Raw genomic sequence first — 26,238 nt, 5'->3', positions numbered from 1 at the left:
CAGTTTATTCCTCCTATCTTTTATCATATATTTTGCTTCATTCTGTTTTTTTATGTATACAAAATAAAAAGAGCGAACCATTATTCGCTCTTTCTAATCTGTTCGTCCGTATAAAGTTCTTCTTCTCCCGGTGCTGCGTAAGTAACGTATGTTCCTGCGATAAAATCATGCAGCGTCCGTTTGTCTTCTCTCAGCCCGATCATAAACAGGCTGACAATTAAACCGAGCCCGAAGGTTATGCCGTAAACCAGGGCGGCAATGATGACTCGCATAATCATGGTTACCAGGCCAACCTGTGACCCGTCTTTTTTTACAATTCTGATTCCGCAAATCCTTTTTCCGATGAGATAGCCTTGCCAAAATACCGGCAGCAAAATAGAGTACAGCAAAACGACCAGGCTGATGATCATGCTGTCGTTCGGGTCTTTTCCTGTGATCAGCCAATAGATCAGCAAAAGGGGCACCGAGACAATAATGTAATCCAGTAATGAAGCTCCTAGTCTGATCCAAAATCCGGCTGGTTTGTAGATGTTCATGTAACTCCCCCATTATGGTTTCAATATGACTTTGATGTTGCCGTCTTCTTTCTTATCGAATATATCATATGCTCTAGGGGCATCAGCAAGACTTAATTTGTGCGTAATGATATCGGTAGGATCAATTTCTTGCTGCTCAACCAGTTGATACAGCATCGGCATCAGATGAATGACGGGTGCCTGTCCCATTTTGACAGATACATTGCGGGTGAAGAAATCGCCGAGCGGAAAACCGTCCGCTTGAGAAATATATGCCCCTGTCAGCTGAACTGTGCCGAACTTTCTGACTGCTTCAGACGCGGTGAGAATCGGGCTGATGGTTCCGAATTGGTTCGGCTTTTCAGATGTTTTTTCTTTCGACAGCGGGGTCCCGTCCATTCCGACACAATCAATAACGACATCCGCTCCGCCGTCCGTTTCATCATAAAGAAGCTTCCCGATCTCATCATGTTCTGTAAAGTTGAACGTTTCCACGCTGTTTGTCCGTTTTGCATGCTCCAGTCGATGAGGAACTTGATCCACGGAGATGACGCGTTTCGCTCCCTTCATCCAAGCGAATTTTTGCGCCATTAACCCAATCGGCCCCGCTCCCAGAATCAAGACGGTATCGCCTTTTTTCACTCCGCTGTGCTCCACGCTCCAATATGCTGTCGGCATCACGTCGGATAGAAACAAGACCTGTTCATCCTTAAGCTCACTGTCGGCAGGAACTTTGAAGGATGAAAAATCAGCAAACGGCACCCGCAAGTATTCAGCCTGTCCTCCGGGAAAATTGCCGTTATCTTCAGAAAAACCAAATAAACCGCCGACATCAGTATGCGGGTTTGGATTTGATTCGTCGCACTGGCTCTCCATTTGATGCTTGCAATAAAAGCATTCGCCGCACCCAATGTTAAACGGAATCACGACACGATCGCCTCTTTTTAGTGATTGAATCTCGCTTCCGGTCTCTTCAACTACTCCCATCGGTTCATGTCCGATAATATAATCCGGCGCAGCCGGAATCCCGTTTTTATACAAATGAAGATCAGAGCCGCAAATACCTGTTGCCGTAATGCGGATAATAGCATCTCTTGCATCCTGAATCCGGGGAGCTTCAACCTCTTTCACTTCCACATGCTCTTTCCCTTGGTATGTCAGTGCTTTCATCCTTGGCCAACTCCTTTTTTATGACTCCTTCCCTTCCCGGCTGCTTTTAAACTCGCAGCTTCATTTGTATACACAATTCGAACTTTTTGAAAACGCCATCAACATATTGCAACCCCTTATGTTCAATGCTATCTTTTTAGTTGATTAACAGATTGGGGGAAACATAGGTGAAATCATGTAAGCAATCAAAAGCCGTTATCTTTAGCTTTACAATGGCTTTCTTTCTTATATTGGCAGCCTGTTCCGGCAAAAATGAAGCCGGTTCCAAGGATACAAGCTGGGAGCAGATCAAAGAAAAAGGAAAAATCGTCGTTGCTACGTCCGGCACACTTTATCCTACGTCCTATCATGATACCGATTCAGGTAAGGATCAACTGACAGGCTATGAGGTTGAAGTTGTTCGAGAAGCGGCTAAGCGTCTCGGGCTCAAAGTCGAGTTCAAGGAAATGGGCATCGACGGGATGCTGACAGCGGTGAACAGCGGCCAGGTGGACGCTGCCGCCAATGATATAGATGTGACAAAGGACCGCGAGAAGAAGTTCGCGTTTTCTTCTCCTTATAAATATTCATATGGCACAGCAATTGTCCGAAAAGATGATTTATCAGGGATTAAAACACTGAAAGATTTAAAAGGGAAAAAAGCGGCTGGCGCAGCGACAACTGTCTATATGGACGTTGCCAGAAAATACGGCGCACAAGAAGTCATTTATGATAACGCGACCAACGAGCAGTATTTAAAAGATGTTGCCAACGGCCGCACTGATGTCATCTTAAACGACTATTACCTGCAGACACTGGCACTCGCGGCATTCCCGGATCTTAACATAACGATCCATCCTGACATCAAGTACATGCCGAATAAACAGGCGCTTGTCATGAAAAAAAGCAATACTGAGCTTCAGAAACAAATGAACGAGACGCTGAAAAAGATGAGCAAGGACGGCACTTTGACAAAGCTGTCGAAACAATTCTTTAATAAAGCGGATGTATCAAAGAAACTAGATGTCGACGTCCAAGACGTTGACCTGTAATCAGACGCCATGATGTACAGCATTCAGTGGGAATATATTTTCAACACACAGCTGGCGATTGAATCGTTTCCTTACGTCATAAAGGGTATAGGGTACACGTTGCTTATTTCTTTTGTCAGCATGATTGCGGGAACGGTAATCGGGCTGTTTATATCGCTCGCCAGAATGTCTAAGATTGCCCTGCTGAGATGGCCGGCGCGTCTCTACATTTCCTTTATGCGCGGCGTTCCGATTTTGGTGATCCTGTTTATCCTTTATTTTGGATTCCCTTATATCGGCATTGAATTTTCTGCCGTTACGGCCGCCTTGATCGGCTTTAGCCTCAACAGCGCCGCTTATATTGCGGAAATTAACCGTTCAGCCATTTCATCCGTTGAAAAGGGACAGTGGGAAGCCGCATCCTCGCTCGGTCTTTCATATTGGCAAACGATGAGGGGCATCATTTTGCCGCAATCGATCCGCATTGCGCTGCCTCCGCTCGCCAATGTATTGCTCGATTTGATCAAGGCATCCTCGCTCGCCGCGATGATTACGGTGCCGGAACTGCTACAGCATGCGAAAATTATCGGGGGCCGAGAGTTTGATTACATGACCATGTATATTCTGACCGCACTCATTTATTGGGCCATCTGCTCCGTTGCGGCGGCTTTTCAGAATATCCTTGAGAAGAAATACGCGCATTATCTTTAAACAAACGTTTCATTAAAAAAAGCCGCTCCGCAGGAGACGGCTTTTTCCTATCGATTCAGCTTCCATTTAAATGGATCTTCAAACAGCGACCAATCGGAATCAAACTCATATTCAGTCAGCAAACATTGATCCAGCTCCCTCGTAATGGCGTCTTCATCCAAGTCTGTTCCGATAAACACCAGCTGCGTCAGACGGTCGCCGAATTCCGGGTCCCAATCCTCTAATATTTCCGGCTCCTGCTGTTTGATTTGCTCCTGCTCAAGCTTCGGCATTGCCGCCACCCAATAGGATACCGGCTCAATCGTTACGGACGGACCGGCTTGGGACATCAGAAGAGCGAGGCTGTTATGCGATGCGCACCAGACGATACCTTTGGCGCGGACAACATTTTTAGGCATTTGATCCATCCAGTGATAAAAGCGCGTTGAATGAAATGGCAGCCGTCTTTTATAAACAAATGAAGAAATGCCGTATTCCTCGGTTTCCGGGGTATGGGCTGCATGGCCTGCCTTCAGCTCTCTTATCCAGCCGGCAGATCCGCTCGCTTCCTCGAAGTTAAATAGCCCCGTATGTAAAATCTCCTGCGGCTTGACGTTCCCTTTGACAGCGCGAATGAATGTAGCCCTTGGCTGCAGGGTGCGAAGGACTCTCTCAAGCTGTTCAAGCTCTTGCTCGCTGACTAAATCACATTTATTTAAGATCAGAACATCACAAAACTCAATTTGATCGATTAACAGGTCGGCAATTTCTCTTTCGTCTTCTTCCCCAAGTGCTTCTTTGCGGTCCAGAAGGCTGTCACCCGACTGATAGTCATGCCAAAAACGGTTCGCATCAACCACTGTCACCATCGTATCTAACTCACAAAACTTGGTGAGATCGATTCCCAGCTCTTCGTCAATATAAGAAAATGTCTGGGCCACCGGGATCGGTTCGCTGATTCCCGTCGATTCGATTACGATATAATCAAACCGTCCGTCTTTTGCCAGCTTCTCCACTTCGACTAACAAATCCTCGCGAAGTGTGCAGCAAATGCAGCCGTTTGACATTTCCACTAGCTTTTCATCTGTTCTGGAAAGCCCGCCTTCCTGCTTGACCAGCCCCGCGTCAATGTTTACCTCACTCATGTCATTTACAATAACGGCTATTTTTAAGCCTTCACGATTTTGCAAAATGCTGTTGAGCAGTGTTGTTTTTCCCGCGCCAAGATAGCCGCTTAGTACTGTAACCGGAATTTTTTTCATTGTGATCATACCCTCTCAAAATAGAATCATTACGATTTAAATGCCGTATGTGTAATGGTGAATGCCGCTTTTCGCGCCCCAGAAATATTTCTCGCTGTCGGCCCGATTTCAAGTTCCGCAAAGGCACCCATCACGTATAACCCGTTCCCCCATTGCAAATCCTTGCCGACAATCGGAAAGCCGCAGCCGGCAAAAGGCAATTGCTCTGCTTGCGCTGCTTTTTGAACCCACTCGAATCGGCTGATGTCAGAGGCAAAGCCTGTTGCCAGCGCGATATGATCGAATGTGTATGACGATTCATTTTTCTTCAGCTGTATGTGCAGCCGGCCGTCAGCTGTTTTTTGACATGATATCACTTCATCCTGAATGACCTTTATCCTGCCCTCTTCTCTATAGACAGCAAGCTTTCTTGAGATGTCCTTCGGGAAGGAGCCGCGATGTCTGGCGTTTGTGATCCATTGCCTTCTCTTTTGGTAGTCTGGCGTTTTGCTGAATCTTTTCATATACTTCGGGCCAAGCCAGCCCGGATCACTGTCAAAATCATAGGTGCGGAACGGATGCCTCACGAACATCGTCACGTCGCGCCCGTCATCTGAGAGCTTTATGGCGTAATGAGCCGCCGTGATCCCTCCGCCCACAACTGCCGCTTTTACGCCTTCCTGTTTTAACCCTTGCACATCCCTGTCAAACACATGATAAATGCCGTCATTCTGAAATGGCTGTGCCCACTCCGGCCAGCAAGGCTGTTGTGAAAAACTCATGGCTAGCACAACTCTTTCGCCTATGATTGTTTCGGAGGCATCTGTCCTCACTTCCCACAATCCGTTTTTCCTTCTCAAGTCTGTTACCATCCCTCTCTTCCACGCCTGATCAATATGTATCTCATCCAATACAGTTTCACAATGCTGATTAAAAAGCGATAAAGAGGGGCGCTTATACCTCCCGAAGAATACCTCCGGCCACTGGCTTTTATCCGCATACGTTTGCAGGCTGAACGGCTCGGTATCCATGTGATGGACCGATGGAGAGCGTAAATCATTCATCCGAATGCGGGCCGTATTTCGCTTCCAGCACTCAAGGGGCTGTGCATGAGGATCAATGACCGCAAGATCCTGGATAGGCACCTTTCCGCTCTTCACCAGATGCACAGCCAAGGTCGACCCTTGAATTCCGCCGCCGATGATAAGCCATTTATACATAGGAGTAACTCCTTCCTACACAAAACGTAATTATTACGATTTAAATCGTATGTTCTTTTTTCCTTTTTGTCAACTGCTTTCTATTCAGCTGATCACAACTTTTGTGTGTTCAGGTATGTTTTCGTATATCCATTTCGCATCTGGAATGGATAGTCTGATACAGCCATGGGATGCTTTTGCCCCTAATTTTTTTGCTTCCTTTTCAATGACTTTTTTGTCCTTTGTCATGGGTACGCTGTGAAAAAGAAATTCTCCATGATTTTTCCATGAAACCCAGTATTCCGCCCCTTCCTGATATCCTTCAGAGAAAAAACATTCTCCCCGTTCAGGCTCGATATGAAATGTGCCTTTCGGTGTGGAATCATCATGGGTTTGATCGAGTCCTGATGAAACGATCATGGTATAGATGGTTTTGCTTCCGGCATTGATATAAACCTTCTGCTGTTTCACGTCCACTTCAATCCAGACATTTTTCAGCTGCTTGATATCGGGGTATTCTCCGCCGGAAGGCTTTGTCCAATCAATGCTTGTTTTCTCCATTTTTGGCGCGGCCGTTATGTGTTTGTCTGTTTTCTTCATTTGAGATCCCGCTTTCTCGTCCGCATGATAAGAGCAGGCTGACAGCAGAATTGCCGGCGCAAAAACAGCAATTAATAAGAATGACAGTTTCATAGTCATTCCCCCTGTTTCAAAAATCTAAGATTCGCATAGGCATCGTGCAGATGAATCGATTCTTCATTTCTGCATTCAATATCAAAGGCCGACACCCATTCAAGCTCATATAAGTCTGCTGCAATGAGACGGGCCAGGTCCTCAACAAATCTGGGATTTTCATATGCGGTTTCCGTTACGGCCTTTTCATCCGGCCGCTTTAGCACCGGGTGCAGTCTCGCGCTGGCATTTGATTCTGCAACGTGAAGCAAATCGGCTTTAACATCGACTGGGAGCAGTGCCGTTGGATGAATATCGGCCAAAATGCTGACCGTTCCTCTCTGATTGTGGGCACTGTATTCACTGATTTCCTTAGAACAAGGGCAAAGAGTCGCTACTTTCGCTGAGATACCGGCCCGCTGTTTAAACGGCTGATCTTCGTGATAGGTGACAGACATCAACATCTCAGCATGCATCAGCCCCACTTTCCCAAGCATTGGACTCTTTCTTTCGAAATACCATGGAAACCGCACTTCGACGGAAGCCGAGATTTGATCCATGTTTTCTGCAAGCTCTTTCGTAAATTGCTGAAGAGAAGAAAATGAGAGAATCCAGCCGTTTTGATGATAGCGTTGAAGCTGCTCTGTGAATCGGCTCATATTGATGCCCTTCTGATTCCGCTGCAGGCTGGCGGTCATGGTAAAATTCGCTGCTGTCGTTTGCTGACAAGGCTTCAACGCTGAGGTAACAGTGACCGGGTGAGACACATTGATGACACCTACTTGCTGAATATCAAAAAAATAGTCTTTTCTGGTATTCTGAAGATCCTTCATGTTCTCCTTTTCCACAGGCTTTTGCCCTTTCATGGGACTGACCGACCCAAAATATTGAAGACGCTCCGTTTTTTCCGGGAGCAGAATGTGTTGTTCCAATCAGAAAACTCCTTCCTCTTTAAATCGTAATTATTACTATTTATTCTGATCGGTTCACGAGTTAAAATCAAGAGAAAGTTGAAAACAGCAAAAAAGACACGCGCAATCGCGTGTCTCCCATCCAACATCAAACATCCGCCGGGCTGCTTTCCGCGCTCCAGCTTTTTCTCCAGTAATATCCTGTGGCAATCACAAGCACAAACGCCAGCAATGCGATACAGGAAAACGTGATAAATCCGATGGCATATGTGCCTGTCATCTGTTTTAATGACCCTAAAATGTTTGGCAGAAAGAACCCTCCGATGCCTCCTGCTGCGCCGACGATCCCCGTCACCATTCCAATTTCTTTCCGGAAGCGCTGCGGGACGAGCTGAAACACTGCTCCGTTGCCCATTCCGAGTCCCATCATTCCGACAAATAAAAGGATGATAACCATTGAAAGAGACGGCAGACTGCTGACTCCGGCCATGCAAAGAGCCACGATGACAAACAGAACAGAAAGAACCTTCGTGCCCCCGACTCGATCTGAAATCCAGCCCCCTACAGGCCGGAAAAAACTGCCCGCTGCTACACATAATGTGACGAAATCTCCCGCGTGAATTTTTGACAGCTGGTATTGATCGACGAAGAATATCGCCAAAAAGCTGGACAGCCCGACAAATCCTCCAAAAGTGACGCTGTACAGCAGACAGAAAAACCACGTTTCCTTTTGTCCGAACACCTGCAAGTAGTTTTTGAGCGGCTGCGGCGCCGGTTGTTCAGGAGAATTCTTCGCCATGAAAACAAATAGAATAAAGACGATGATCAGAGGAAGAAGCGCAATTCCCATCACACTGTGCCAGCCGAACTGCTCTGCAAGCCGGGGGCCAAACAGTGTCGCAAACAAGGTGCCGCTGTTACCCGCACCGGCTATCCCCATCGCCAGTCCCTGCAAATGAGGCGGATACCACCGGCTTGCCATAGGAAGCGCAACAGCAAAGCTCGCGCCGGCCACGCCAAGCAGAATGCCGATCGCGTAAAGCTCAGTCAGCGTACGGCCGCCAAAAGTTCCCCAAAGCAGCGGGATCATTGTCACCAGCATTCCGATCACAGCTGTTTTTTTCGGCCCGATTTTGTCCGTTAATACGCCTAATATGATCCGAAACACAGATCCCGATAAAATCGGCACAGCCACGATAAGCCCTTTTTCAAAGGGAGACAGGCCAAAATCCTGAGAAATATAAACACCAAGCGCCCCAAGCATAACCCATATCATAAAACTTACATCAAAGTATAAAAACGAGCAGAGCAAAGTGGACGGGTGACCGTTTGTTTTCAGTTCCGACAGCTTCATAACATTCCCCTTTCTTGACCCTATAAAAATTTCAATTTTCTGAATCAAGAATATATGACCTTATTTTTTCGGAAAAGACATGTGTAAGCTAATGTAACACGTTTAATGCGTTAACTGAGCATTGTGCCATAATTTTTGATAGGAGAAAAACTTACAAGCTGAGGCAAAGGAGGTCTGGCAAATGAAGAAACAAAGATTAATTGTAGCAGGGAACGGAATGGCCGGAATTCGCTGTATTGAAGAAATATTAAAGCTTCATCGTGACATGTTTGAGATCGTCATTTTCGGCAGCGAACCGCATCCCAACTATAATCGCATTCTCCTATCCTCCGTTTTACAGGGGGAGGCATCGCTCAATGACATTGTGCTGAACAGCAGTGAATGGTACGCCAAGCAAGACATAACACTTTACACAGGTGAAACGGTCGTTCAAATCAACACAGACTTGCAGCAAGTCATCACAGATCAAAAACGCAGCCTGTCCTACGACAAATTGATTCTGGCAACAGGCTCCTCCCCTCATATTCTCCCCATCCCCGGGACAGACAAAGAAGGTGTTTACGGCTTTCGGACAATAGAAGACTGCCAAGCTTTTATCAGCATGGCGGAACGTTATCAAAAAGCAGCGGTCATCGGCGCCGGCTTATTAGGCCTTGAGGCGGCTGTCGGCCTGCGGCATCTGGGCATGAATGTCAGCGTCATTCACCACTCTCCCAGCATTATGCAAAAACAGCTTGATCAAACAGCGTCTCGTCTGCTTCAGTCTGAGCTGGAACGAAAAGGCTTAACCTTTCTTTTAGAGAAAGACACAGCATCCATTACAGGAGGCTCCCGGGCAGATGGTATCCGGTTCAGAGACGGATCTTCGATAAAAGCAGACTTGATTGTGATGGCGGCTGGTGTAAGACCCAATATCCAATTGGCTGCATCAGCAGGAATCGCCGCAAACCGCGGCTTCATCGTCAATCAATTCATGCAGACGAGCAAACAGAATGTGTATGCCGTCGGGGAATGCGCCGAGCACAACGGAATGGTATACGGATTGGTCGCGCCTCTTTATGAACAAGGAAAAGTCCTCGCTCAACACATCTGCGGCGCTCCCTGTGAAGGGTATCGTGGCTCTGCCCAATCTGCAGCCTTAAAAATAGCGGGAATTGATTTGTGGTCGGCAGGAAAGGTGCACGAAGACGCAGGCACGACGAGCATTAAGCTTCATGATGAACATGCCGGCTGCTACAAAAAAGCGCTCTTTGAGAACGACAAACTGGCTGGCGTGATTTTATTCGGAGACACACGTGATAAACAGAGGCTTCTCGACAGCCTGCTCAAACAAAGAGACATTTCCATTGTCAAAAAGCAGCTGATCGAACCGGATCAAAGCGGCATTTCATTTGCATCCATGCCTTCCGCTGAACCCATTTGCCAATGCAACTCGGTGACAAAAGGTTTGATTGAAGAAGCGGTGCACACGAAAGGCTTAACAACGGTCGAAGAAGTTAAGCAGTGCACAAAAGCATCTGGCTCTTGCGGAGGCTGCAAGCCGCTCGTTGAAGACCTTCTGAAATACTTGGCCAGCAGCGAATATACAGAACCAGCCGGCCGGCCTTCGTTTTGCGGCTGCACTGATTTGACGGAAGATGAAGTCATCGCCGAACTGCACCGATGTCATTTCCCCGATCCTGCTGAGGCAATGAATCAGCTTGGCTGGAAAACGAAAAACGGTTGCCGCGTTTGTGTTCCGGCGCTTCACTATTACATGGAATTGCTGCAGCCTGGGTATATCCAGTCTCCTGAAACATCGCCCGAGGATACATGCACTCTCATTCCGCAAATGTACGGCGGGCTGACAAATGCGAAGGAACTCAGAAACATCGCAAACATCATCGAGACATACGGCATCCCCAATGTTTCAATAACTCACGGCCAGAGGCTGAAGCTTTCCGGAATCCGGCCGAATGACCTTGCAAACATCAGAAAAGAACTGCACATGCCAGTTTTCACTCATCAGCACCGCCGCACGCTGCAATGTGTCATAGCATGTACGTGCGGGGAAGATCGCTCTATTCAAAAGCTGGCAAGCCATATCGAAAGACATACTGACATGCTTTCCATGCCTGATCACATATCCATCAGCTTGTCGTGTGAAAAAGACTGCACCGCCGCAGCTATACAGGATATCGGCGCCATTCAAACACAAGAGGGCTGGGACATTTACGCTGGCGGCATCCGGGGAGGGCATGCCCGTGCCGGAATGCTGTTTTGTGTGACGGATAGCGAAGAAAATACTGCCATTATGATGAAAGGCCTTCTTCAATATTATCGCGAAACGGCTCACTACGCAGAAGCGGTTCATCAGTGGATTGACCGCCTCGGCATCATTCATATCAGAGAGGTATTATTTGAACAGGATTTGCGGACGCAGCTGCTGGAAAACCTTCAAACAGACCTGTCATTGATACAAAATCAGCCTATACAGGCTGGCGCACTTAAGAAAGGATGAGGCATTTTGACTGAACGACTGCTTAGATATTTCCGCGAAAAACAGCAAGACGTCCAATCAGAAAAAACATACGACACCCAATGCCCGTTTTGCAGCATGCAATGCAAAATGCAGCTTGTGGAACAAACCGTTGTCACACGGAAAAAGTATACAGCCATCGGCATCGACAATCCCACGACACAAGGCCGTTTATGCATGAAAGGGATGAACGCCCACCAGCATGCCCTGCACTCCTCCCGCATCACCCGGCCGCTGCTCAAAAAAAACGGTGAGTTTGTGCCTGTTACCTGGGCTGAAGCGCTGAACTATATAAAAGAGCAAGTCACCCTGATCCAAGACAAACACGGCCATGATGCGATGGCTGTCTACGGAAGCGCCTCGATTACGAATGAAGAGGCATATCTGTTAGGAAAGTTCGCACGAGTCGGCTTGCAGACAAAATACATCGATTACAACGGCCGGCTCTGTATGTCCGCCGCAGCAACCGGAGCCAACCAAACATTCGGAGCAGACAGAGGCTTGACGACTCCCTTAGCGGAAATCCCCCACACCCGAGTGATCATTTTGGCCGGCACCAATATCGCGGAATGCCAGCCGACCATCATGCCGTATTTTGAACAAGCGAAAGAAAACGGGGCTTATCTCATTGCCATTGACCCCCGGGAAACAGCGACGACAAAAATAGCTGACCTTCATCTGAAAATCAAACCCGGAACAGACGCAGCCCTTGCCAACGGTTTAGTCAAAATCATCATAGACGAACAGCTGATAAACGAAGACTTCATTCGCACGCGCACAAACGGATTTGATGAGCTCAAACAGCATACCAGCGCTTTAAATCTGGAAGACATCGCCGATCAGACAAATGTTCCTTTAGAGCAAATGCGAAAGGCCGCTATGAAGTTTGCCAAGGAAACGTCCGGCATGCTGTTTACAGCCCGCGGCATTGAACAGCAAACCGACGGAACCGCAGCTGTGAAAGGCTTCTTAAATGTGGTGCTGATCACAGGAAAAATCGGCAAGCCTTACTCGGGCTACGGAGCGATCACCGGACAGGGCAATGGGCAAGGCGCCCGAGAGCATGGCCAAAAAGCAGATCAGCTTCCCGGCTACCGTTCCATCGAAAACGAAGAACATCGGGCTTATATTGCAAAAGTGTGGGGAGTCAATCCGGATGAGCTCCCGCGAAAAGGCGTCTCAGCCTATGAAATGATGGAAAAAATCAACGATGGAGACATTAAAGGACTGTTTCTAATGTGTTCCAATCCAGCAGTCTCCAGCCCAAATGCCAACCTTGTCAAACAGGCGCTGTCGAAACTGACATTCTTTGTTGCGATCGACTTGTTTCTATCTGAAACTGCGAAATTTGCTGATGTCATTTTGCCCGCATCCTCTTACTTAGAAGACGAAGGCACGATGACAAATGTCGAAGGCCGCGTGACATTGAGGGAAGCGAGCCGCCCCTGCCCGGGAGAAGCAAAACATGATTGGCAGATCATTTGCGAAATCGCGTCCGCTCTCGGAAAAGGCCGTTATTTTCCCTACACGTCTGCGGAGGATATCTTTAACGAATTGAGAGAAGCAAGCCGCGGCGGAATCGCCGATTATTCCGGCATCACATACGACAGGCTCAGACAAGAAGGCGGGATTCACTGGCCGTGTCCGGAGCCTGATCATCCCGGAACCGGGCGCTTGTTTGAGGACTCATTTGCACATCCGGATCAAAAAGCGGCACTAAGTGTGACCCCAAACGAATCCGTTGTTGCAAAAGATAAGCCGACCGCCGAATATCCGTTGTTTTTAACGACCGGAAGAGTCATGTCTCATTATTTAACAGGTGTCCAAACGAGAAAAAGCGCCTCTTTGGCCGCAAGACATTTTGAATCATTTATGGAAATCCATCCGAAAACAGCAGCGGCCTACAATATCGAAGACCGCGTTCTCGTGAACATCGAATCTCCTCGCGGAAGCATCACCGTTCGCAGCAAATGGTCAGAACACATCAGAAAAGACACAGTATTTGTTCCCATCCACTGGGCGGATGCCCAAAACGTAAATGATTTGATTGGCGACAGCCTAGATCCAGCGTGTAAAATGCCTGGTTTTAAGGTATGCGCCGTCCGAGTCAGACCTATTTAAAATTTTCATAAAATTTTTAGAAATTTTCGTATTTTTTGTTACATTTTATAACATGCATCTTAAATATTTCTTTTTGCTGTGCTACGCTGGAAAAAACATTGATAAGGAGCGGATCATCTGATGGGAAAAAAACAGCTAGTTCTTGTTGGTAATGGAATGGCCGGGGTAAGGGCCATTGAAGAGATACTGAATGTTTCAAAAGACGAATTTCAAATCACAATTTTTGGTTCCGAACCGCATCCCAACTACAACCGAATCCTTTTGTCAAAAGTGCTGCAAGGCGATACAGATATCAAAGATATTACGTTAAACGATTGGAACTGGTACGACGAAAACAATATACAATTGTATACCAATGAAACAGTTATTAAAGTGGACACCGAAAACAAAACCGTCATCACCGATGCAAACAGAATACAGCCTTATGATGAACTGATCCTGGCTACGGGTTCTGTCCCTTTTATCCTGCCGATTCCGGGTGCAGACAAAAAAGGCGTCACAGCTTTCCGGGACATAAAAGACACAGACACGATGCTCGCCGCGTCAAAACAATATAAAAAAGCAGCCGTCATTGGCGGGGGCTTGCTTGGCTTAGAAGCTGCGCGCGGCCTGCTGAATCTCGGTATGGAAGTCTCCGTTATCCATCTCGCTCCCTTCCTGATGGAACGCCAGCTTGACGCAACGGCCGGACGCCTGCTGCAAAACGAATTAGAAAAACAAGGAATGACCTTTCTGCTTGAAAAGCAAACAGAAGAAATTCTCGGAGATGACCGGGTCGAGGGCGTCAGATTCAAAGACGGCACAAGTGTTGAAGCCGATTTAGTCGTCATGGCCGTCGGCATCCGCCCGAATACAGCGCTTGGGGCCGAAAGCGGAATTCCAGTCAACCGCGGCATCATTGTCAACGATTATATGCAAACCGAAATCCCGCACGTTTATGCGGTCGGTGAATGCGCCGAGCACCGAGGAATCGCATACGGACTCGTGGCGCCGCTCTATGAACAGGCGAAAGTGCTCGCTAAACATATCTGCGGTGTTGAAACGAAACCTTATGAAGGCTCCGTTCTCTCCACTCAACTGAAAGTATCAGGAGTCGAGGTCTTTTCTGCCGGTGACTTTAACGAATCAGACGAGAAAAAAGCGATTAAGGTCTTTGATGAACAGGATGGCATTTATAAGAAAGTCGTGCTGCGAGGCAATCAGATTGTCGGAGCCGTTTTATTCGGCGACAGCAGTGAGGGCAACCGCCTGTTTTCGATGATTCAAAAAGAAGCAGATATCTCTGAAACCTCTAAAATCTCAATTTTACAGCCTCTCAACCAAGAAGCCGGCACAAGTCTGACCGCTGCCATGAGCAATGATGAAATCATCTGCGGCTGTAACGGTGTGTCAAAAGGAGCAATTATTCAAGCCATCCAGGAACAGGGCTGTTCATCAACAGATGAAATCAAAGCATGCACCGGCGCGTCCCGCTCATGCGGAGGCTGTAAGCCGCTCGTAGAAGACATCCTTCAGTATACGCTGGGATCAGACTTTGACGCATCAGCCCAAAAAGAAGCGATTTGCGGCTGCACCTCATTGTCGAGAGACGAGGTAGTCGAAGAAATCAAAGCCAAAGGGCTGTCACATACAAGAGAAGTCATGAACGTGCTCGGCTGGAAAACGCCAGAAGGCTGTTCCAAATGCCGTCCGGCTCTGAACTACTACTTAGGCATGATCAATCCGTCCAAATATGAGGATGAGAGAACATCCCGCTTTGTTAATGAACGGATGCACGCCAATATTCAAAAAGACGGAACCTACTCTGTCGTACCGCGGATGTACGGCGGTGTAACCAACTCTCAAGATCTTCGCAAAATCGCTGATGTCGTCGACAAATACGAGATCCCGCTCGTCAAAATGACAGGCGGCCAGCGTATTGACTTGATCGGCGTGAAAAAAGAAGACCTGCCAAAGGTATGGGCCGATCTTGATATGCCGTCAGGCTACGCGTACGGAAAAACACTCCGCACGGTAAAAACTTGTGTAGGCGAACAATTCTGCCGCTTCGGCACACAAGACTCCATGGCCTTAGGCATCGACCTTGAGAAAAAATTTGAAGGACTCAACACGCCTCATAAAGTGAAAATGGCCGTATCTGCCTGCCCGCGAAACTGTGCAGAGTCCGGCATTAAAGATCTTGGGGTTGTCGGCATCGACGGAGGCTGGGAGCTGTACGTCGGCGGAAACGGCGGAACCCATTTGCGTGCCGGCGACTTGCTGATGAAGGTGAAAACAAATGAAGAAGTCTTGGAATACGCAGGCGCTTATCTTCAATACTACCGGGAAACGGCAAACTACTTAGAACGCACGTCCGCATGGCTGGAGCGCGTCGGTTTATCCCATGTCCAAGATATTTTAAACGATCCGGAAAAACGGCAGGAGCTGAACGGCCGAATGAATGAAACGCTCTCTGTCCACAAAGATCCGTGGAAGGACTTCCTGGAAGATAAACAAACCTCTAAAGAATTATTTGAAAATGTCGTGACCACATCATAATGACAGAAACAAACATTGAGGAGGAATGGACATGGTGAACAAAGACGTCACAAAAGTATGTATCGGAAAAATCGAAGAATTGCCTGAACAATTAGGAAAAACAGTGTATATTGAAGATAAGGAGCTTGCGGTCTTTAAGCTTTCAAACGGCAGCATCCGCGCCATTGAAAACCGCTGTCCCCATAAGGGCGGCGTCCTTGCAGAAGGTATCGTCAGCGGCGAATATGTCTTCTGTCCGATGCACGACTGGAAAATCTCCTTGGAAGACGGAATCGTTCAAGAGCCGGATCACGGCTGTGTCAAAACATACGAAACGCTGATCGAAGGAGAATACGTTTATCTCGTATATTGATCAAAGACCGGATCACTTTCAAAGTGATCCTTCATTTTTTACAGTGACGGAAGGATGACATGATCATGAAAAACGGAATCGTATATTTTGTGGGCGCCGGACCTGGAGATCCAGGGCTCATCACCATAAAAGGAAAACAGGCGCTGGAGGAAGCTGATGTCATTTTGTATGACCGGCTCGCAAACCCTAAGCTGCTCGAATACGCATCACCAGACTGCCAGTTCATTTATTGCGGAAAATTGCCGGACCGCCATTTTATGAAACAAGCAGAGATCAATGCCCTGCTGATTGAAAAAGCGTCGGAGGGATTAACCGTTGTCCGTTTGAAGGGCGGAGATCCCAGCGTGTTTGGCAGAGTCGGCGAGGAAGCAGACGCTCTCCACCAGCATGGCATCCGCTATGAAATGGTGCCGGGCATCACCTCGGGAATCGCAGCGCCGCTGTATGCGGGAATCCCCGTCACGCATCGGGATTTCGCTTCGTCTTTCGCCATGATTACCGCACATGATAAATCCTTAAAAGGAACGCCGAACCTTGACTGGGAAGGGCTTGCCCGAAGCGTTCAAACGCTTGTGTTTTACATGGGTGTCAAAAACCTTCCATTTATTTGCCAGCAGCTCATCGCGTACGGAAAATCTCCTTCTGTCCCTGTCATCGTGATTCAATGGGGAACGTGGGGCCGCCAGCGGAGCGTAAAAGGGACGCTGCAGGATATCCATCAAAAAATACAGGAACAGCAAATCACAAATCCCGCCATTATCGTCATCGGTGATATTGTAAACGTTCAAACACACAGCTGGTTTGAAAGCAAACCATTCATCGGGCAGCATATGATGATAGTCACTCATGGCGAAGATGAGCATACGCTGGCAGACAAGCTGCGCGATTATGGTGCCGATGTCATCGAATGGCCGAAATGGCGGACTGAAAAAATGCCTGCCAACGAGGATATTCTAGGACAGATCAGCACCTTTGAGGATATTTTCTTCACATCACGCCGTGCGGTTAGCGATTTTTTTGAAGCACTCGCGTCCAAACGAATCGACATTCGCCAGCTGACCGCACGCCTGAGTGCAGCGTCAGAAGCAGGAAAGGCAGAGCTTATAAAACGCGGCTTCATCATATCCGAGCACCATCACAATTCACCTAAAAAGCTGATTGTCGGCAGCCGTCATTCAGTAGAAGAAATGCAGAAATCAGAGTCCTGTTTGTGCTATATCACCCATGAAAACGTCATAGATGAGCGATTCACCAGAATGACCGAACGGACGATCAGTGAGTCTCCTCTGCACATGATCATTTGCCCCGGCAAGCAGTCCGCTCAGCAATTGATCAGCGCAGGAGAAGAAATCGGCATTTCACCAGAACCGTCAGCAAGCCGCCCCCCTGTCATCTGTATAGGCGATGGCGCGCCCGCCGCTGCATACGGGTTTACTGCCGTACAAGACCAAGAGCAATTATTTGCGTTTATACAAAATGAGCAAGTGGAGAAAAAGCTCCTCCACAGCTGATGATACAGCCCTTTTCCAAAGGGCTTTTTTTATTTATGAACCAATTTTTTGTGGTGGGTGGAATACATCGCCATATTTTCTGCCTGAGGGTCCAGATAAGATTTCGCACTGTTGACGGCAGTCGGGCCTTCCGTAAATCCGCCGGCAATCAATCTGAGCTTGCTTTCATAATAAGCCGCGTCCCCCGCAACAAACACGCCCGGAAGATTCGTCCGCATATGTCTGTCAGCTTTAATCCGGCCTTCTTCAATCTCGAGACCCCAATCCTTCATCGGTCCGAGATCAATTTTAAACCCATGATTAATAATGAGCTCATCAAGCTCGATTTCCTCGGTATGTCCAGACTCAGCATGACAAACGGTGACGCTTTCGATGCGTTCTTCAGTGCCGCTGAGATGTTCCAGCCGATAAGGAGTAAGCACCCGCACAGATGACTGCTTCATTTTTGTCACACTGCTTTCCAGTCCGCCGAATTCCTCCCTGCGGTGCACGACAGTAACAGACGCCGCAATCGGTTCCAGCTCATTAGCCCAATCGACCGCAGTATCTCCCCCGCCAGAAATCACGACCCGTTTGCCTCTAAACGCATCAAGCTTCTCCACTTTATAATGAAGATTTTTTCCTGCATATCGACTCGCATCCTGGCTGTCAAACTCATTGACCTCCAGCGTGCCCATGCCGACAGCCAAAATAACGGTTCTTGTATAGTGCTTCTCCCCCTCAGAGCTAGTCAGCACCATGGTTCCGTCATCCAGACGCTCAAATCCGGTCACTCGCTGATTCAGCACAATATCAGGGTCAAACGTCGCCGCCTGCTCCTTCAGCTGTTCGATCAGCTGCTCCCCGGCAATCCCCGGTATCCCGCCAATATCGCGAATGATCTTCTCAGGGAAAAATAAAGACACCTTGCCCCCGAGCCGCGGCAAAAACTCGATCACTTTCGTTTTCAGCTCCCGCATGCCGCAGTAAAAAGCCGTAAACAGCCCGATCGGTCCCCCGCCTATAATCGTGACGTCATACACCTCTTGATTTTCAGCCATCCGTCCTGCCTCCCATTCCAAATCTATCATTAACGTTATATCATTTAATTGAGAATGAATATCAATACAAAGTATATCATATTTTCCGTGCCTTTGTTTATTCATTTCTTCTCCTTGTGGTAAATTGTTGAAAACCCTATAATAGGCAGAAAACAAATGGGAGAAACAGATGAAAAGACGAGTCGAAACGATCACTTTCGAAGGACATACACTAGAATATTCTGTGACAGGCAAGGGAGCCCCCATTCTTGTCATGCATGGCGGGCATTCAAATTGTTACGAGGAATTCGGCTACACGTCGCTGCTCGAGCACGGGTACTCCATCATCACGCCTTCAAGGCCCGGCTACGGACGAACGTCAAAAGAGATTGGAAAAAGTCTTGCCGACGCCTGCCGTTTCTATGTGAAGCTATTAGATCATTTACAAATCGACAGCGTCCATGTGATTGCCATCTCAGCAGGCGGCCCGAGCGGCATATGCTTTGCCTCACATTATCCAGAAAGGACAAACACTCTGACCCTGCAATCCGCGGTCACCAAAGGATGGCTCACCCCTCAAGACACGGAATACAAAGTTGGGAGAATCCTCTTCCGCCCGCCGATGGAAAAGTGGATATGGAAGCTGACTTCTTCTCTGAATAACGCCTTCCCGCGTTTGGTGTTTCGAGCCATGAGTCCGCAATTCAGCACGCTTTCGTTTCAGCGAATCAAGTCCATGATGGATGAAAAAGACATAGAAGCATTTCGAAAAATGAACAGCCGGCAGCGCTCAGGTGAAGGATTCCTGCTCGACTTGCCACAAACCGCCGCTGTCTCTTCAAAAGAGCTGCAGGCCATCACATGCCCCGTACTGATTCTGCAAAGCGTTTACGATGGATTTGTCGACTTGTCACATGCACATCATGCAAAAGAACACATTCCTGACGCCGCTCTCTGTTTGATTCACTCGTGGGGGCACCTGATTTGGCTTGGGAAAGAAGCTGCTGAAACAGATAGAATCATACTCGAATTTTTGGAATCCTAAACAAGGTGAAACGATCCTTCCTCCTCCTCCGTCAAACAATCAGTGCCTTTTTTCGTGATATAATCAGAGGCAGCTTACCATGAGCGGAGGTTTTATTGTGACAGCACAATCGTCTTTTCTTCAGCTGAATTCTATTTTTATCAGTATTTTAATAGAAGCCATTCCGTTTATTCTGATTGGCGTCATTTTGTCCGGAATCATCCAAATGTTTGTTTCTGAAGAAATGATTGCAAGGATCATGCCGAAAAACCGGTTTCTCGCAGTCTTATTTGGTGCGCTTGCCGGCATCTTATTTCCCGCCTGCGAATGCGGCATTATCCCGATTACGAGGCGGCTTCTGCTAAAAGGAGTTCCTCTGCATGCAGGCGTTGCTTTTATGCTGACTGCTCCTATCATCAATCCCATTGTTTTGTTTTCTACGTATATTGCATTCGGGAATAGATGGAGCGTTGTCTTTTACCGGGGCGGGCTGGCGCTGGCCGTTTCGGTGATCATCGGCATCATCTTATCCTATCAATTTAAGGATAACCAGCTTTTAAAGCCTGATGAATCCGGGCATCATCATCATCATCATCACCACACCCTGCTTCAAAAGCTGGGAGGGACCTTGCGTCACGCCATTGATGAATTTTTCTCCGTGGGGAAATATTTAATCATCGGCGCCTTTATCGCAGCTGCGATGCAGACGTACGTCAAAACATCCACTCTGCTTGCGATCGGACAGAATGATGTATCTTCTTCCCTCGTGATGATGGGCCTGGCGTTTGTCTTGTCGCTATGTTCAGAAGTGGATGCATTTATTGCGTCTTCCTTCAGCAGCACATTTTCTTTAGGCTCGCTCATCGCCTTTCTCGTCTTCGGTGCGATGGTTGATATTAAGAATCTCTTGATGATGCTTGCGGCCTTCAAAAAACGATTTGTTTTCCTGCTGATGACGTATATTGTCGTGATCGTTTTAGCGGGATCACTACTTGTAAAGGGGTGATTGGATGTTTCGTCTATTGGTGCTGATGGGATTTACGTTTTTCTTTTATCATCTGCATACCTCAGGAAATCTAACAAAATATATCAATATGAAATATGCCTATCTTTCCTTTATTGCGATCTTCCTGCTGGCCATTTTGACAGCGGTTCAAGCGTATTTATTTATCAAATCGCCTGAAAAAGGCGGGCATCATCATGACGATGATTGCGGCTGCGGCCATGATCATGAGCATGACCATGAACAAAACAAACCATTTTATCAGCGGTATTTTATTTATCTTGTTTTTATTTTCCCTTTGGTGTCAGGCATCTTTTTTCCGATTGCGACGCTTGACTCATCCATCGTCAAAACGAAAGGATTCTCGTTTAAGGCCATGGAAAGCGGAGACCACTACTCCCAAACCCAGTATCTGCGGCCTGATGCCAGCCTTTATTATGCTCAAGACAGCTATGACAAGCAGATGAAACAGCTGTATAAAAAATATTCTGGTAAAAAAGATATTTCTCTGACCGATGACGATTTCTTAAAAGGAATGGAAACCATTTATAACTATCCGGGTGAATTTCTCGGACGGACGATTGAGTTTCATGGATTTGCGTATAAAGGAAACGCGATTAACAAAAACCAGCTCTTCGTATTGCGGTTTGGCATTATTCACTGTATCGCTGATTCCGGCGTTTACGGGATGCTTGTGGAATTTCCGAAGGACATGGATATTAAGGATGATGAATGGATTCATATCAAAGGCACTTTGTCCTCAGAATACTATCAGCCATTCAAATCCACCCTCCCTGTCGTGAAAGTGACGGACTGGAACACCATTAAAAAACCTGATGATCCGTATGTTTACAGAGGATTTTAATTGAAGACGAAACCAGTACAAGTACTGGTTTCTTTTTTATTTCTTTTTCATCAGCATCAAATCAAGATAGAGCTGGCATCGCGTTCTGAAATCGCTTAAATCGATGGAGGTCATCTCAAGAATCTGCTTGATGCGGTAATTTAATGTGTTTTGGTGAATAAACAGCTGTTCTGCGGCTGGTTTTGTTTTGCAGTTGTTGAGGAGATAGATTTCCAGCGTCTTCAGCAGCTCGGTGCTGCTTTCTTGGTCTTTCGCTTTTAGTAAAGCCAAATCCTTATTCTCGTATTCCAAAAAGTCATTTTTCTGTTCAATGCTTTCTAGATAACGATAAATACCGAGCTTCTCATATTCATATGGAATGTTTTCCTGGTTGCCGGTTATTTCTGCGGCTTTAATGACTTCCAATGCTTCTGTATAGCTTTTTCCGAGCTTTAAGATGTGGTCATATTCGTTTCCGATACCGATATAGATAGGGGTAGGAATTTTTTGAAAGTGAAAATGCGTTAACAGCTTGTTAATGAATTCAGCAGCTGCTGAGGAGGCGGAGCTTTTTTGGGAAAAACTCGCTACGACGATGACAATATTGGATTCTATCGTTAAGACATGACTGACTTTATCCCGCAAATTCAGGTAAGACCTGATATTTTCCTTTAAATCTTCCACCGCTTCCCCATCCCCATTCGCGGCGTGCAGGATGACAACTGAAAACACAGAAGGCAGCACGGTGTTGATTCTCTCAGCTTCGCGCCTGAGCTCCTTTTCAGAAATAAATTGCTGATAGATAGCCCGTTTGATGAGGTCCTCAGCTCTTTCTTCCTTTTCCTGTTTCAGCTTGTTCGCTTTATAAATAATTTTTCCGACATGGAAGGAGGTCTCGTACAAAAAGTCGAGCTCTTCGTCTGTCAGATCACGATCCAGTTCCTGAATCCAGATGTAGCCCATGACTTCCTCTTTATGCTTCGCACTCACGACTACTCTCTGATTTAACCCAATGCTCTCAATTTTATTGACGCGAAAAGGCTCAGGTTCTGTTTTCAGCTTTTCAATGATCCCGTCCTTCAAAAACCTCTCAAAAATCTGAACCGGACATTTTTTTGAAAAAATAGTCTGCTGGTTCGCAGAATCAAAATGGTTAATATAGTAAGAATTGTAGGCTAACAAAAAGAAATCCGCGCTTTCCAGTATCACTGGTTTTTGCAGTTCATAGCTGATAAAGTCAATCAGCTTATCAACATCTGAAAATGAAAAAACTCTCTCTAAAAGCTCTTCCATACCTTTTTTCTCCTATACTTTTTTTACTTTAATCATATCCATACGGGGTCTTTTTGTATAGAAAAAAATACGTTTGTTTCCAAAAGAAAAAACAGCGTCTTAAAAGGAGAAAAGAGGAAAAAGGGATATCCCCTTCCTCCTCCTTTCGATCTTTATTGTGACATCGTATCTTGGTAGTCTTTAAACTGGTCTGTAACATCTTGTGACGGAGCCTGCGTCAATACGCTGACGATATAGACAGATAATAGACTCGCAGCAAAACCAGGTATGATTTCATACAGAAAGTCCGAAAGACCGGCATTCGCCCAAATGATTACAGTTGCTGCTCCCACAATCATGCCGGCGAGTGCCCCCCATTTGGTCATTCGTTTCCAAAACAGACTGAGCAGTACAACCGGCCCGAAAGATGCACCGAAGCCCGCCCACGCGTAGCTGACCAATCCAAGGATGGTATTGTTTTTCTCCCATGCCAGAACTAACGCGACAATTGAAACAGCCAGCACAGCCAGACGCCCTAAAAACACCAGTTCTTTATCAGAAGCTGAGCGCCGGAACATCGACTTATACAAATCCTCTACCAAAGAGCTTGATGTGACAAGCAGCTGGGAAGAAATCGTACTCATGATGGCCGCTAAAATCGCAGAAATCAGAAAACCTGTGATAATTGGGTGGAACAAAATGTTTCCTAATTGAATAAAAATCGTCTCCGGGTCCTTCAATGCCATGCCCCGCTGATGGTAATAAGCGATTCCGCCCAAACCTGTCAGCACTGCGCCGACTGCCGAAAGAATCATCCATCCCATTCCGATTCTTCGCGCTCTTTTTATCTCTTTGACAGACGTAATCGCCATAAAGCGCACAATGATATGCGGCTGGCCAAAGTAGCCCAAGCCCCAGGCAAACAATGAAATGATGCCAAGAACACTGGTTCCTTTAAAAATATTAAACATATCAGGGTCCACAGAGCGGATCTCAGCAGTTGTATCACCTATTCCCCCGGTGTGGAAAAACGTAACGATAGGAACGAGAATAAGTGCTGCAAACATAATGATCCCCTGAACAAAATCTGTCCAGCTGACAGCCAGAAAGCCCCCAAACAGGGTGTACGCGACAACAACACCTGTCACCACCCACAAGCCGGTGTGATAATTCATTCCCAGGATGCTGTTGAACAAGACGCCGCCGGACACCATTCCGGACGATACATAAAATGTGAAAAAGACTAAAATGACAATTCCTGAAAACAGTCTGAGGAGCTTTGTTTGATCTCCGAAACGATTTTCAAGGAATCCGGGAATCGTAATCGAATTCCCCGCTTTTTCTGTATATGTTCTCAGCCGCGGCGCGACGTAGAGCCAGTTTGCCCATGCTCCAAGGCAAAGCCCGAACACAATCCAAACGCCGCTTAGTCCAGTTGAAAACATGGCGCCCGGAAGCCCCATCAGCAGCCAGCCGCTCATATCGGCAGCTCCCGCACTGAGAGCGGTTACAGCCGGACCTAAGGAACGTCCTCCCAGCATGTAATCCGTCAGGTTTGACGTACGTTTGTAGGCAAAGTAGCCGATCAGCAGCATCCCCGCCATATAAATACAAATTGAAATAATCAGCTGTGTGTTTTCTATGGCACTTCCTCCTCTTTTTTATAGTATATGGATGAAATGGACACCCCCGCAGGGAGGATGCCCATTTAGTCCCGCTTTAGAACATTTCACTGATTGTTTTTGCCTGCATGTGCAGTGCCAGGTAATCCGGACCGCCGGCTTTTGAATCTGTGCCGGACATTTTGAAGCCGCCGAACGGATGGTAGCCGACGATGGCTCCTGTACAGTTGCGGTTAAAGTACAGATTTCCAACATGGAATTCTTGTTTTGCACGCTCAATGTGCTTGCGGTTGTTTGTAATCACCGCTCCCGTTAAACCGTACTCAGTATTGTTGGCCACTTCTAATGCTTCGTCAAAGCTTGATACTTTAGAGAAAGCGACCACAGGCCCGAAAATTTCTTCCTGCATGAGTCTTGCTTTCGGTTCAAGGTCAGCGAAGATCGTCGGTTTGATGAAGAATCCTTTTGAATCATCACCAGTGCCGCCGCTTACTAATCGGCCTTCCTCTTTTCCGATCTCAATATAACTCATAATTTTATCATAAGAACCCTGGTCAATGACAGGTCCCATGTAAACATCTGCGCTGTCAGGGCTTGCCGTTACTTTAGATTCTGTAATTTCAATAACGCGCTCTAATACTTGATCATACACTTTTTCATGGACAACAGCACGTGAACCCGCAGAACATTTTTGGCCCGCAAAGCCGAATGCAGATGTGAAGATGGATTGAGCCGCTAATTCAATGTCCGCATCCTCATCCACTACAACTGTATCCTTACCGCCCATTTCAGCGATAACACGCTTTAAATGCTGCTGGCCTGGCTGAACTTTTGCCGCACGTTCGAAGATTCTCGTACCGACTTCTCTTGATCCCGTAAACGTGATAAGGCTTGTTTTTGGATGGTCAACAAGGTAGTCACCGACTTCCGCTCCGCTTCCAGGAACAAAGTTGACAACGCCTTTTGGCAGACCGGATTCTTCAAGAACCTCAACGAATTTCGCAGCAATGACAGGCGTTGCGCTCGCAGGTTTAAGAACAACTGTGTTACCGGTAACGATCGGTGCTACTGTTGTTCCCGCCATAATCGCGAACAAGAAGTTCCAAGGCGGAATAACGACTGTTACGCCAGTCGGCGTGTATACATATTGGTTTTTCTCGCCTTCACGGCTGTTGACCGGTTTCCCTTTTGCCAATTCAATCATTTGGCGTGCATAATATTCCATGAAGTCAATCGCTTCAGCCGTATCGGCATCTGCCTCGTTCCAAGGCTTCCCTGCTTCTTTTACGAGCAAAGCGGAGAATTCATGCTTTCTGTTGCGGACTTTGGCAGCCGCGCGGAACAGGACAGCCGCTCTTTCTTCCGGAGACGTGTATCTCCACTCTTCAAAGGCTTTAGCCGCAGCTTCAATTGCTTGCTCGGCGTGCTCTTGAGAAGCTTTTGAGACTCTGCCGACTACCTCTTCTTTATTAGCCGGGTTAATTGAAACGATCTTCGCTTCTGTTTCCACTCTTTCACCGTTGATGACAAGCGGATAGTCTTTTCCTAAATATTCGTTTACTGTCGCAAGCGCTTTTTTAAACGCTTCTACGTTGTTTTGGTCTTGGAAATTTGTGAATGGTTCATGTTTGTAAGGTGTTGTCATTGTAATC

21 protein-coding genes are annotated in these 26,238 nt (G+C 47.0%); 10 read left to right on the top strand and 11 right to left on the bottom strand.

Annotated features, from left to right (window positions below; genetic code table 11):
- Positions 1-80: 80 nt before the first annotated feature.
- Together WA325_RS14380 and WA325_RS14375 are read right to left on the bottom strand one after the other, a co-directional pair.
- A complete protein-coding gene (locus WA325_RS14380) occupies positions 81-536 on the bottom strand; it encodes an RDD family protein (protein WP_105991527.1) in 456 nt (151 codons plus the stop codon).
- Between the two features lie 12 nt (positions 537-548).
- Positions 549-1,685: a zinc-dependent alcohol dehydrogenase gene (locus tag WA325_RS14375; protein ID WP_105955351.1), complete on the bottom strand. Its 1,137-nt coding sequence runs from the start codon at positions 1,683-1,685 to the stop codon at positions 549-551.
- Between the two features lie 167 nt (positions 1,686-1,852).
- Between WA325_RS14375 and WA325_RS14370 the strand changes: the two genes are divergently transcribed.
- Both WA325_RS14370 and WA325_RS14365 read left to right on the top strand, forming a co-directional pair.
- Positions 1,853-2,716 (top strand): transporter substrate-binding domain-containing protein, encoded by an 864-nt coding sequence (locus WA325_RS14370; RefSeq protein WP_336183850.1) that lies wholly within the window; start codon positions 1,853-1,855, stop codon positions 2,714-2,716.
- Positions 2,717-2,725: 9 nt separating this feature from the next.
- Entirely contained in the window at positions 2,726-3,406 is a 681-nt protein-coding gene (locus WA325_RS14365; protein WP_105955353.1) for an amino acid ABC transporter permease, read from the top strand.
- A gap of 47 nt (positions 3,407-3,453) precedes the next feature.
- On the opposite strand, the gene zinU is transcribed toward WA325_RS14365, so the two are convergent.
- The 5 genes from zinU to WA325_RS14340 form a co-directional block, all read right to left on the bottom strand.
- Positions 3,454-4,647 carry a zinc metallochaperone ZinU gene (zinU, locus tag WA325_RS14360; RefSeq protein WP_336183849.1) on the bottom strand — a complete coding sequence of 398 codons (1,194 nt, stop codon included), beginning with the start codon at positions 4,645-4,647 and terminating at the stop codon, positions 3,454-3,456.
- 29 nt (positions 4,648-4,676) lie between these two features.
- A complete protein-coding gene (locus WA325_RS14355; RefSeq protein ID WP_336183848.1) occupies positions 4,677-5,846 on the bottom strand; it encodes an FAD/NAD(P)-binding protein in 1,170 nt (389 codons plus the stop codon).
- 84 nt (positions 5,847-5,930) lie between these two features.
- Positions 5,931-6,518, bottom strand: a complete 588-nt coding sequence (locus WA325_RS14350) for a L,D-transpeptidase (protein WP_336183847.1) — start codon at positions 6,516-6,518, stop codon at positions 5,931-5,933.
- A 2-nt stretch (positions 6,519-6,520) separates the two neighbouring features.
- Positions 6,521-7,429 (bottom strand): GTP cyclohydrolase FolE2, encoded by a 909-nt coding sequence (gene folE2 / locus WA325_RS14345; RefSeq protein ID WP_336183846.1) that lies wholly within the window; start codon positions 7,427-7,429, stop codon positions 6,521-6,523.
- 127 nt (positions 7,430-7,556) lie between these two features.
- Entirely contained in the window at positions 7,557-8,762 is a 1,206-nt protein-coding gene (locus WA325_RS14340) for an MFS transporter (protein ID WP_336183845.1), read from the bottom strand.
- A 181-nt stretch (positions 8,763-8,943) separates the two neighbouring features.
- Between WA325_RS14340 and nirB the strand changes: the two genes are divergently transcribed.
- From nirB to cobA, 5 genes are all read left to right on the top strand, one after another.
- Complete coding sequence (gene nirB, locus WA325_RS14335; protein ID WP_336183844.1) at positions 8,944-11,262, top strand: nitrite reductase large subunit NirB; 2,319 nt, start codon at positions 8,944-8,946, stop codon at positions 11,260-11,262.
- Between the two features lie 6 nt (positions 11,263-11,268).
- On the top strand, positions 11,269-13,401 hold the full coding sequence (gene nasC, locus WA325_RS14330; protein WP_336183843.1) for an assimilatory nitrate reductase catalytic subunit NasC: 2,133 nt from the start codon (positions 11,269-11,271) through the stop codon (positions 13,399-13,401).
- A 120-nt stretch (positions 13,402-13,521) separates the two neighbouring features.
- Positions 13,522-15,939, top strand: a complete 2,418-nt coding sequence (nasD, locus tag WA325_RS14325; protein WP_336183842.1) for an NADPH-nitrite reductase — start codon at positions 13,522-13,524, stop codon at positions 15,937-15,939.
- Positions 15,940-15,970: 31 nt separating this feature from the next.
- The gene (gene nirD, locus WA325_RS14320) at positions 15,971-16,291 is read left to right on the top strand and encodes a nitrite reductase small subunit NirD (protein ID WP_024120163.1); all 321 of its coding nucleotides are present in this window, start codon (positions 15,971-15,973) and stop codon (positions 16,289-16,291) included.
- Between the two features lie 59 nt (positions 16,292-16,350).
- Complete coding sequence (cobA, locus tag WA325_RS14315) at positions 16,351-17,802, top strand: uroporphyrinogen-III C-methyltransferase (protein ID WP_336183841.1); 1,452 nt, start codon at positions 16,351-16,353, stop codon at positions 17,800-17,802.
- Positions 17,803-17,831: 29 nt separating this feature from the next.
- On the opposite strand, the gene WA325_RS14310 is transcribed toward cobA, so the two are convergent.
- Positions 17,832-18,842 carry an NAD(P)/FAD-dependent oxidoreductase gene (locus WA325_RS14310; RefSeq protein WP_044161960.1) on the bottom strand — a complete coding sequence of 337 codons (1,011 nt, stop codon included), beginning with the start codon at positions 18,840-18,842 and terminating at the stop codon, positions 17,832-17,834.
- Between the two features lie 169 nt (positions 18,843-19,011).
- Here WA325_RS14310 and WA325_RS14305 point away from each other — a divergent pair, with 169 nt between their 5' ends.
- The 3 genes from WA325_RS14305 (at position 19,012) to WA325_RS14295 (ending at position 21,713) form a co-directional block, all read left to right on the top strand.
- Positions 19,012-19,866: an alpha/beta fold hydrolase gene (locus WA325_RS14305; RefSeq protein WP_105955363.1), complete on the top strand. Its 855-nt coding sequence runs from the start codon at positions 19,012-19,014 to the stop codon at positions 19,864-19,866.
- A 97-nt stretch (positions 19,867-19,963) separates the two neighbouring features.
- Positions 19,964-20,851 (top strand): permease, encoded by an 888-nt coding sequence (locus WA325_RS14300; RefSeq protein WP_336183840.1) that lies wholly within the window; start codon positions 19,964-19,966, stop codon positions 20,849-20,851.
- 4 nt (positions 20,852-20,855) lie between these two features.
- Positions 20,856-21,713, top strand: coding sequence for a TIGR03943 family putative permease subunit (locus tag WA325_RS14295; RefSeq protein WP_248337540.1), 858 nt, complete (start codon positions 20,856-20,858; stop codon positions 21,711-21,713).
- Between the two features lie 36 nt (positions 21,714-21,749).
- Here the strand turns inward: WA325_RS14295 and putR are convergent, their stop codons facing one another.
- The 3 genes from putR to pruA all read right to left on the bottom strand — a co-directional run bounded on the left by putR (position 21,750) and on the right by pruA (position 26,231).
- Positions 21,750-22,985: a proline utilization transcriptional regulator PutR gene (gene putR, locus WA325_RS14290; protein WP_336183839.1), complete on the bottom strand. Its 1,236-nt coding sequence runs from the start codon at positions 22,983-22,985 to the stop codon at positions 21,750-21,752.
- A 152-nt stretch (positions 22,986-23,137) separates the two neighbouring features.
- On the bottom strand, positions 23,138-24,592 hold the full coding sequence (gene putP, locus WA325_RS14285; RefSeq protein WP_442895284.1) for a sodium/proline symporter PutP: 1,455 nt from the start codon (positions 24,590-24,592) through the stop codon (positions 23,138-23,140).
- Between the two features lie 91 nt (positions 24,593-24,683).
- Positions 24,684-26,231, bottom strand: a complete 1,548-nt coding sequence (gene pruA / locus WA325_RS14280; protein WP_044161972.1) for an L-glutamate gamma-semialdehyde dehydrogenase — start codon at positions 26,229-26,231, stop codon at positions 24,684-24,686.
- Positions 26,232-26,238: the final 7 nt, after the last annotated feature.

The organism is Bacillus sp. 205(2023), assembly GCF_037027485.1.
GTDB classification, from domain to species: domain Bacteria; phylum Bacillota; class Bacilli; order Bacillales; family Bacillaceae; genus Bacillus; species Bacillus halotolerans.
The sequence above is the reverse complement of the archived record's forward strand: the minus strand, read 5'-3'. Positions and strand labels throughout refer to the sequence as shown.

Coding starts and splice junctions, on each gene's coding strand:
- pruA (WP_044161972.1), bottom strand. CDS start 26,231: ATGACAACACCTTACAAACATGAACCATTCACAAATTTCCAAGACCAA.
- putR (WP_336183839.1), bottom strand. CDS start 22,985: ATGGAAGAGCTTTTAGAGAGAGTTTTTTCATTTTCAGATGTTGATAAG.
- WA325_RS14310 (WP_044161960.1), bottom strand. CDS start 18,842: ATGGCTGAAAATCAAGAGGTGTATGACGTCACGATTATAGGCGGGGGA.
- WA325_RS14380 (WP_105991527.1), bottom strand. CDS start 536: ATGAACATCTACAAACCAGCCGGATTTTGGATCAGACTAGGAGCTTCA.
- zinU (WP_336183849.1), bottom strand. CDS start 4,647: ATGAAAAAAATTCCGGTTACAGTACTAAGCGGCTATCTTGGCGCGGGA.
- nirD (WP_024120163.1), top strand. CDS start 15,971: ATGGTGAACAAAGACGTCACAAAAGTATGTATCGGAAAAATCGAAGAA.
- WA325_RS14305 (WP_105955363.1), top strand. CDS start 19,012: ATGAAAAGACGAGTCGAAACGATCACTTTCGAAGGACATACACTAGAA.
- WA325_RS14295 (WP_248337540.1), top strand. CDS start 20,856: ATGTTTCGTCTATTGGTGCTGATGGGATTTACGTTTTTCTTTTATCAT.
- WA325_RS14375 (WP_105955351.1), bottom strand. CDS start 1,685: ATGAAAGCACTGACATACCAAGGGAAAGAGCATGTGGAAGTGAAAGAG.
- WA325_RS14365 (WP_105955353.1), top strand. CDS start 2,726: ATGATGTACAGCATTCAGTGGGAATATATTTTCAACACACAGCTGGCG.
- WA325_RS14340 (WP_336183845.1), bottom strand. CDS start 8,762: ATGAAGCTGTCGGAACTGAAAACAAACGGTCACCCGTCCACTTTGCTC.
- nirB (WP_336183844.1), top strand. CDS start 8,944: ATGAAGAAACAAAGATTAATTGTAGCAGGGAACGGAATGGCCGGAATT.
- WA325_RS14350 (WP_336183847.1), bottom strand. CDS start 6,518: ATGAAACTGTCATTCTTATTAATTGCTGTTTTTGCGCCGGCAATTCTG.
- WA325_RS14355 (WP_336183848.1), bottom strand. CDS start 5,846: ATGTATAAATGGCTTATCATCGGCGGCGGAATTCAAGGGTCGACCTTG.
- nasD (WP_336183842.1), top strand. CDS start 13,522: ATGGGAAAAAAACAGCTAGTTCTTGTTGGTAATGGAATGGCCGGGGTA.
- cobA (WP_336183841.1), top strand. CDS start 16,351: ATGATCATGAAAAACGGAATCGTATATTTTGTGGGCGCCGGACCTGGA.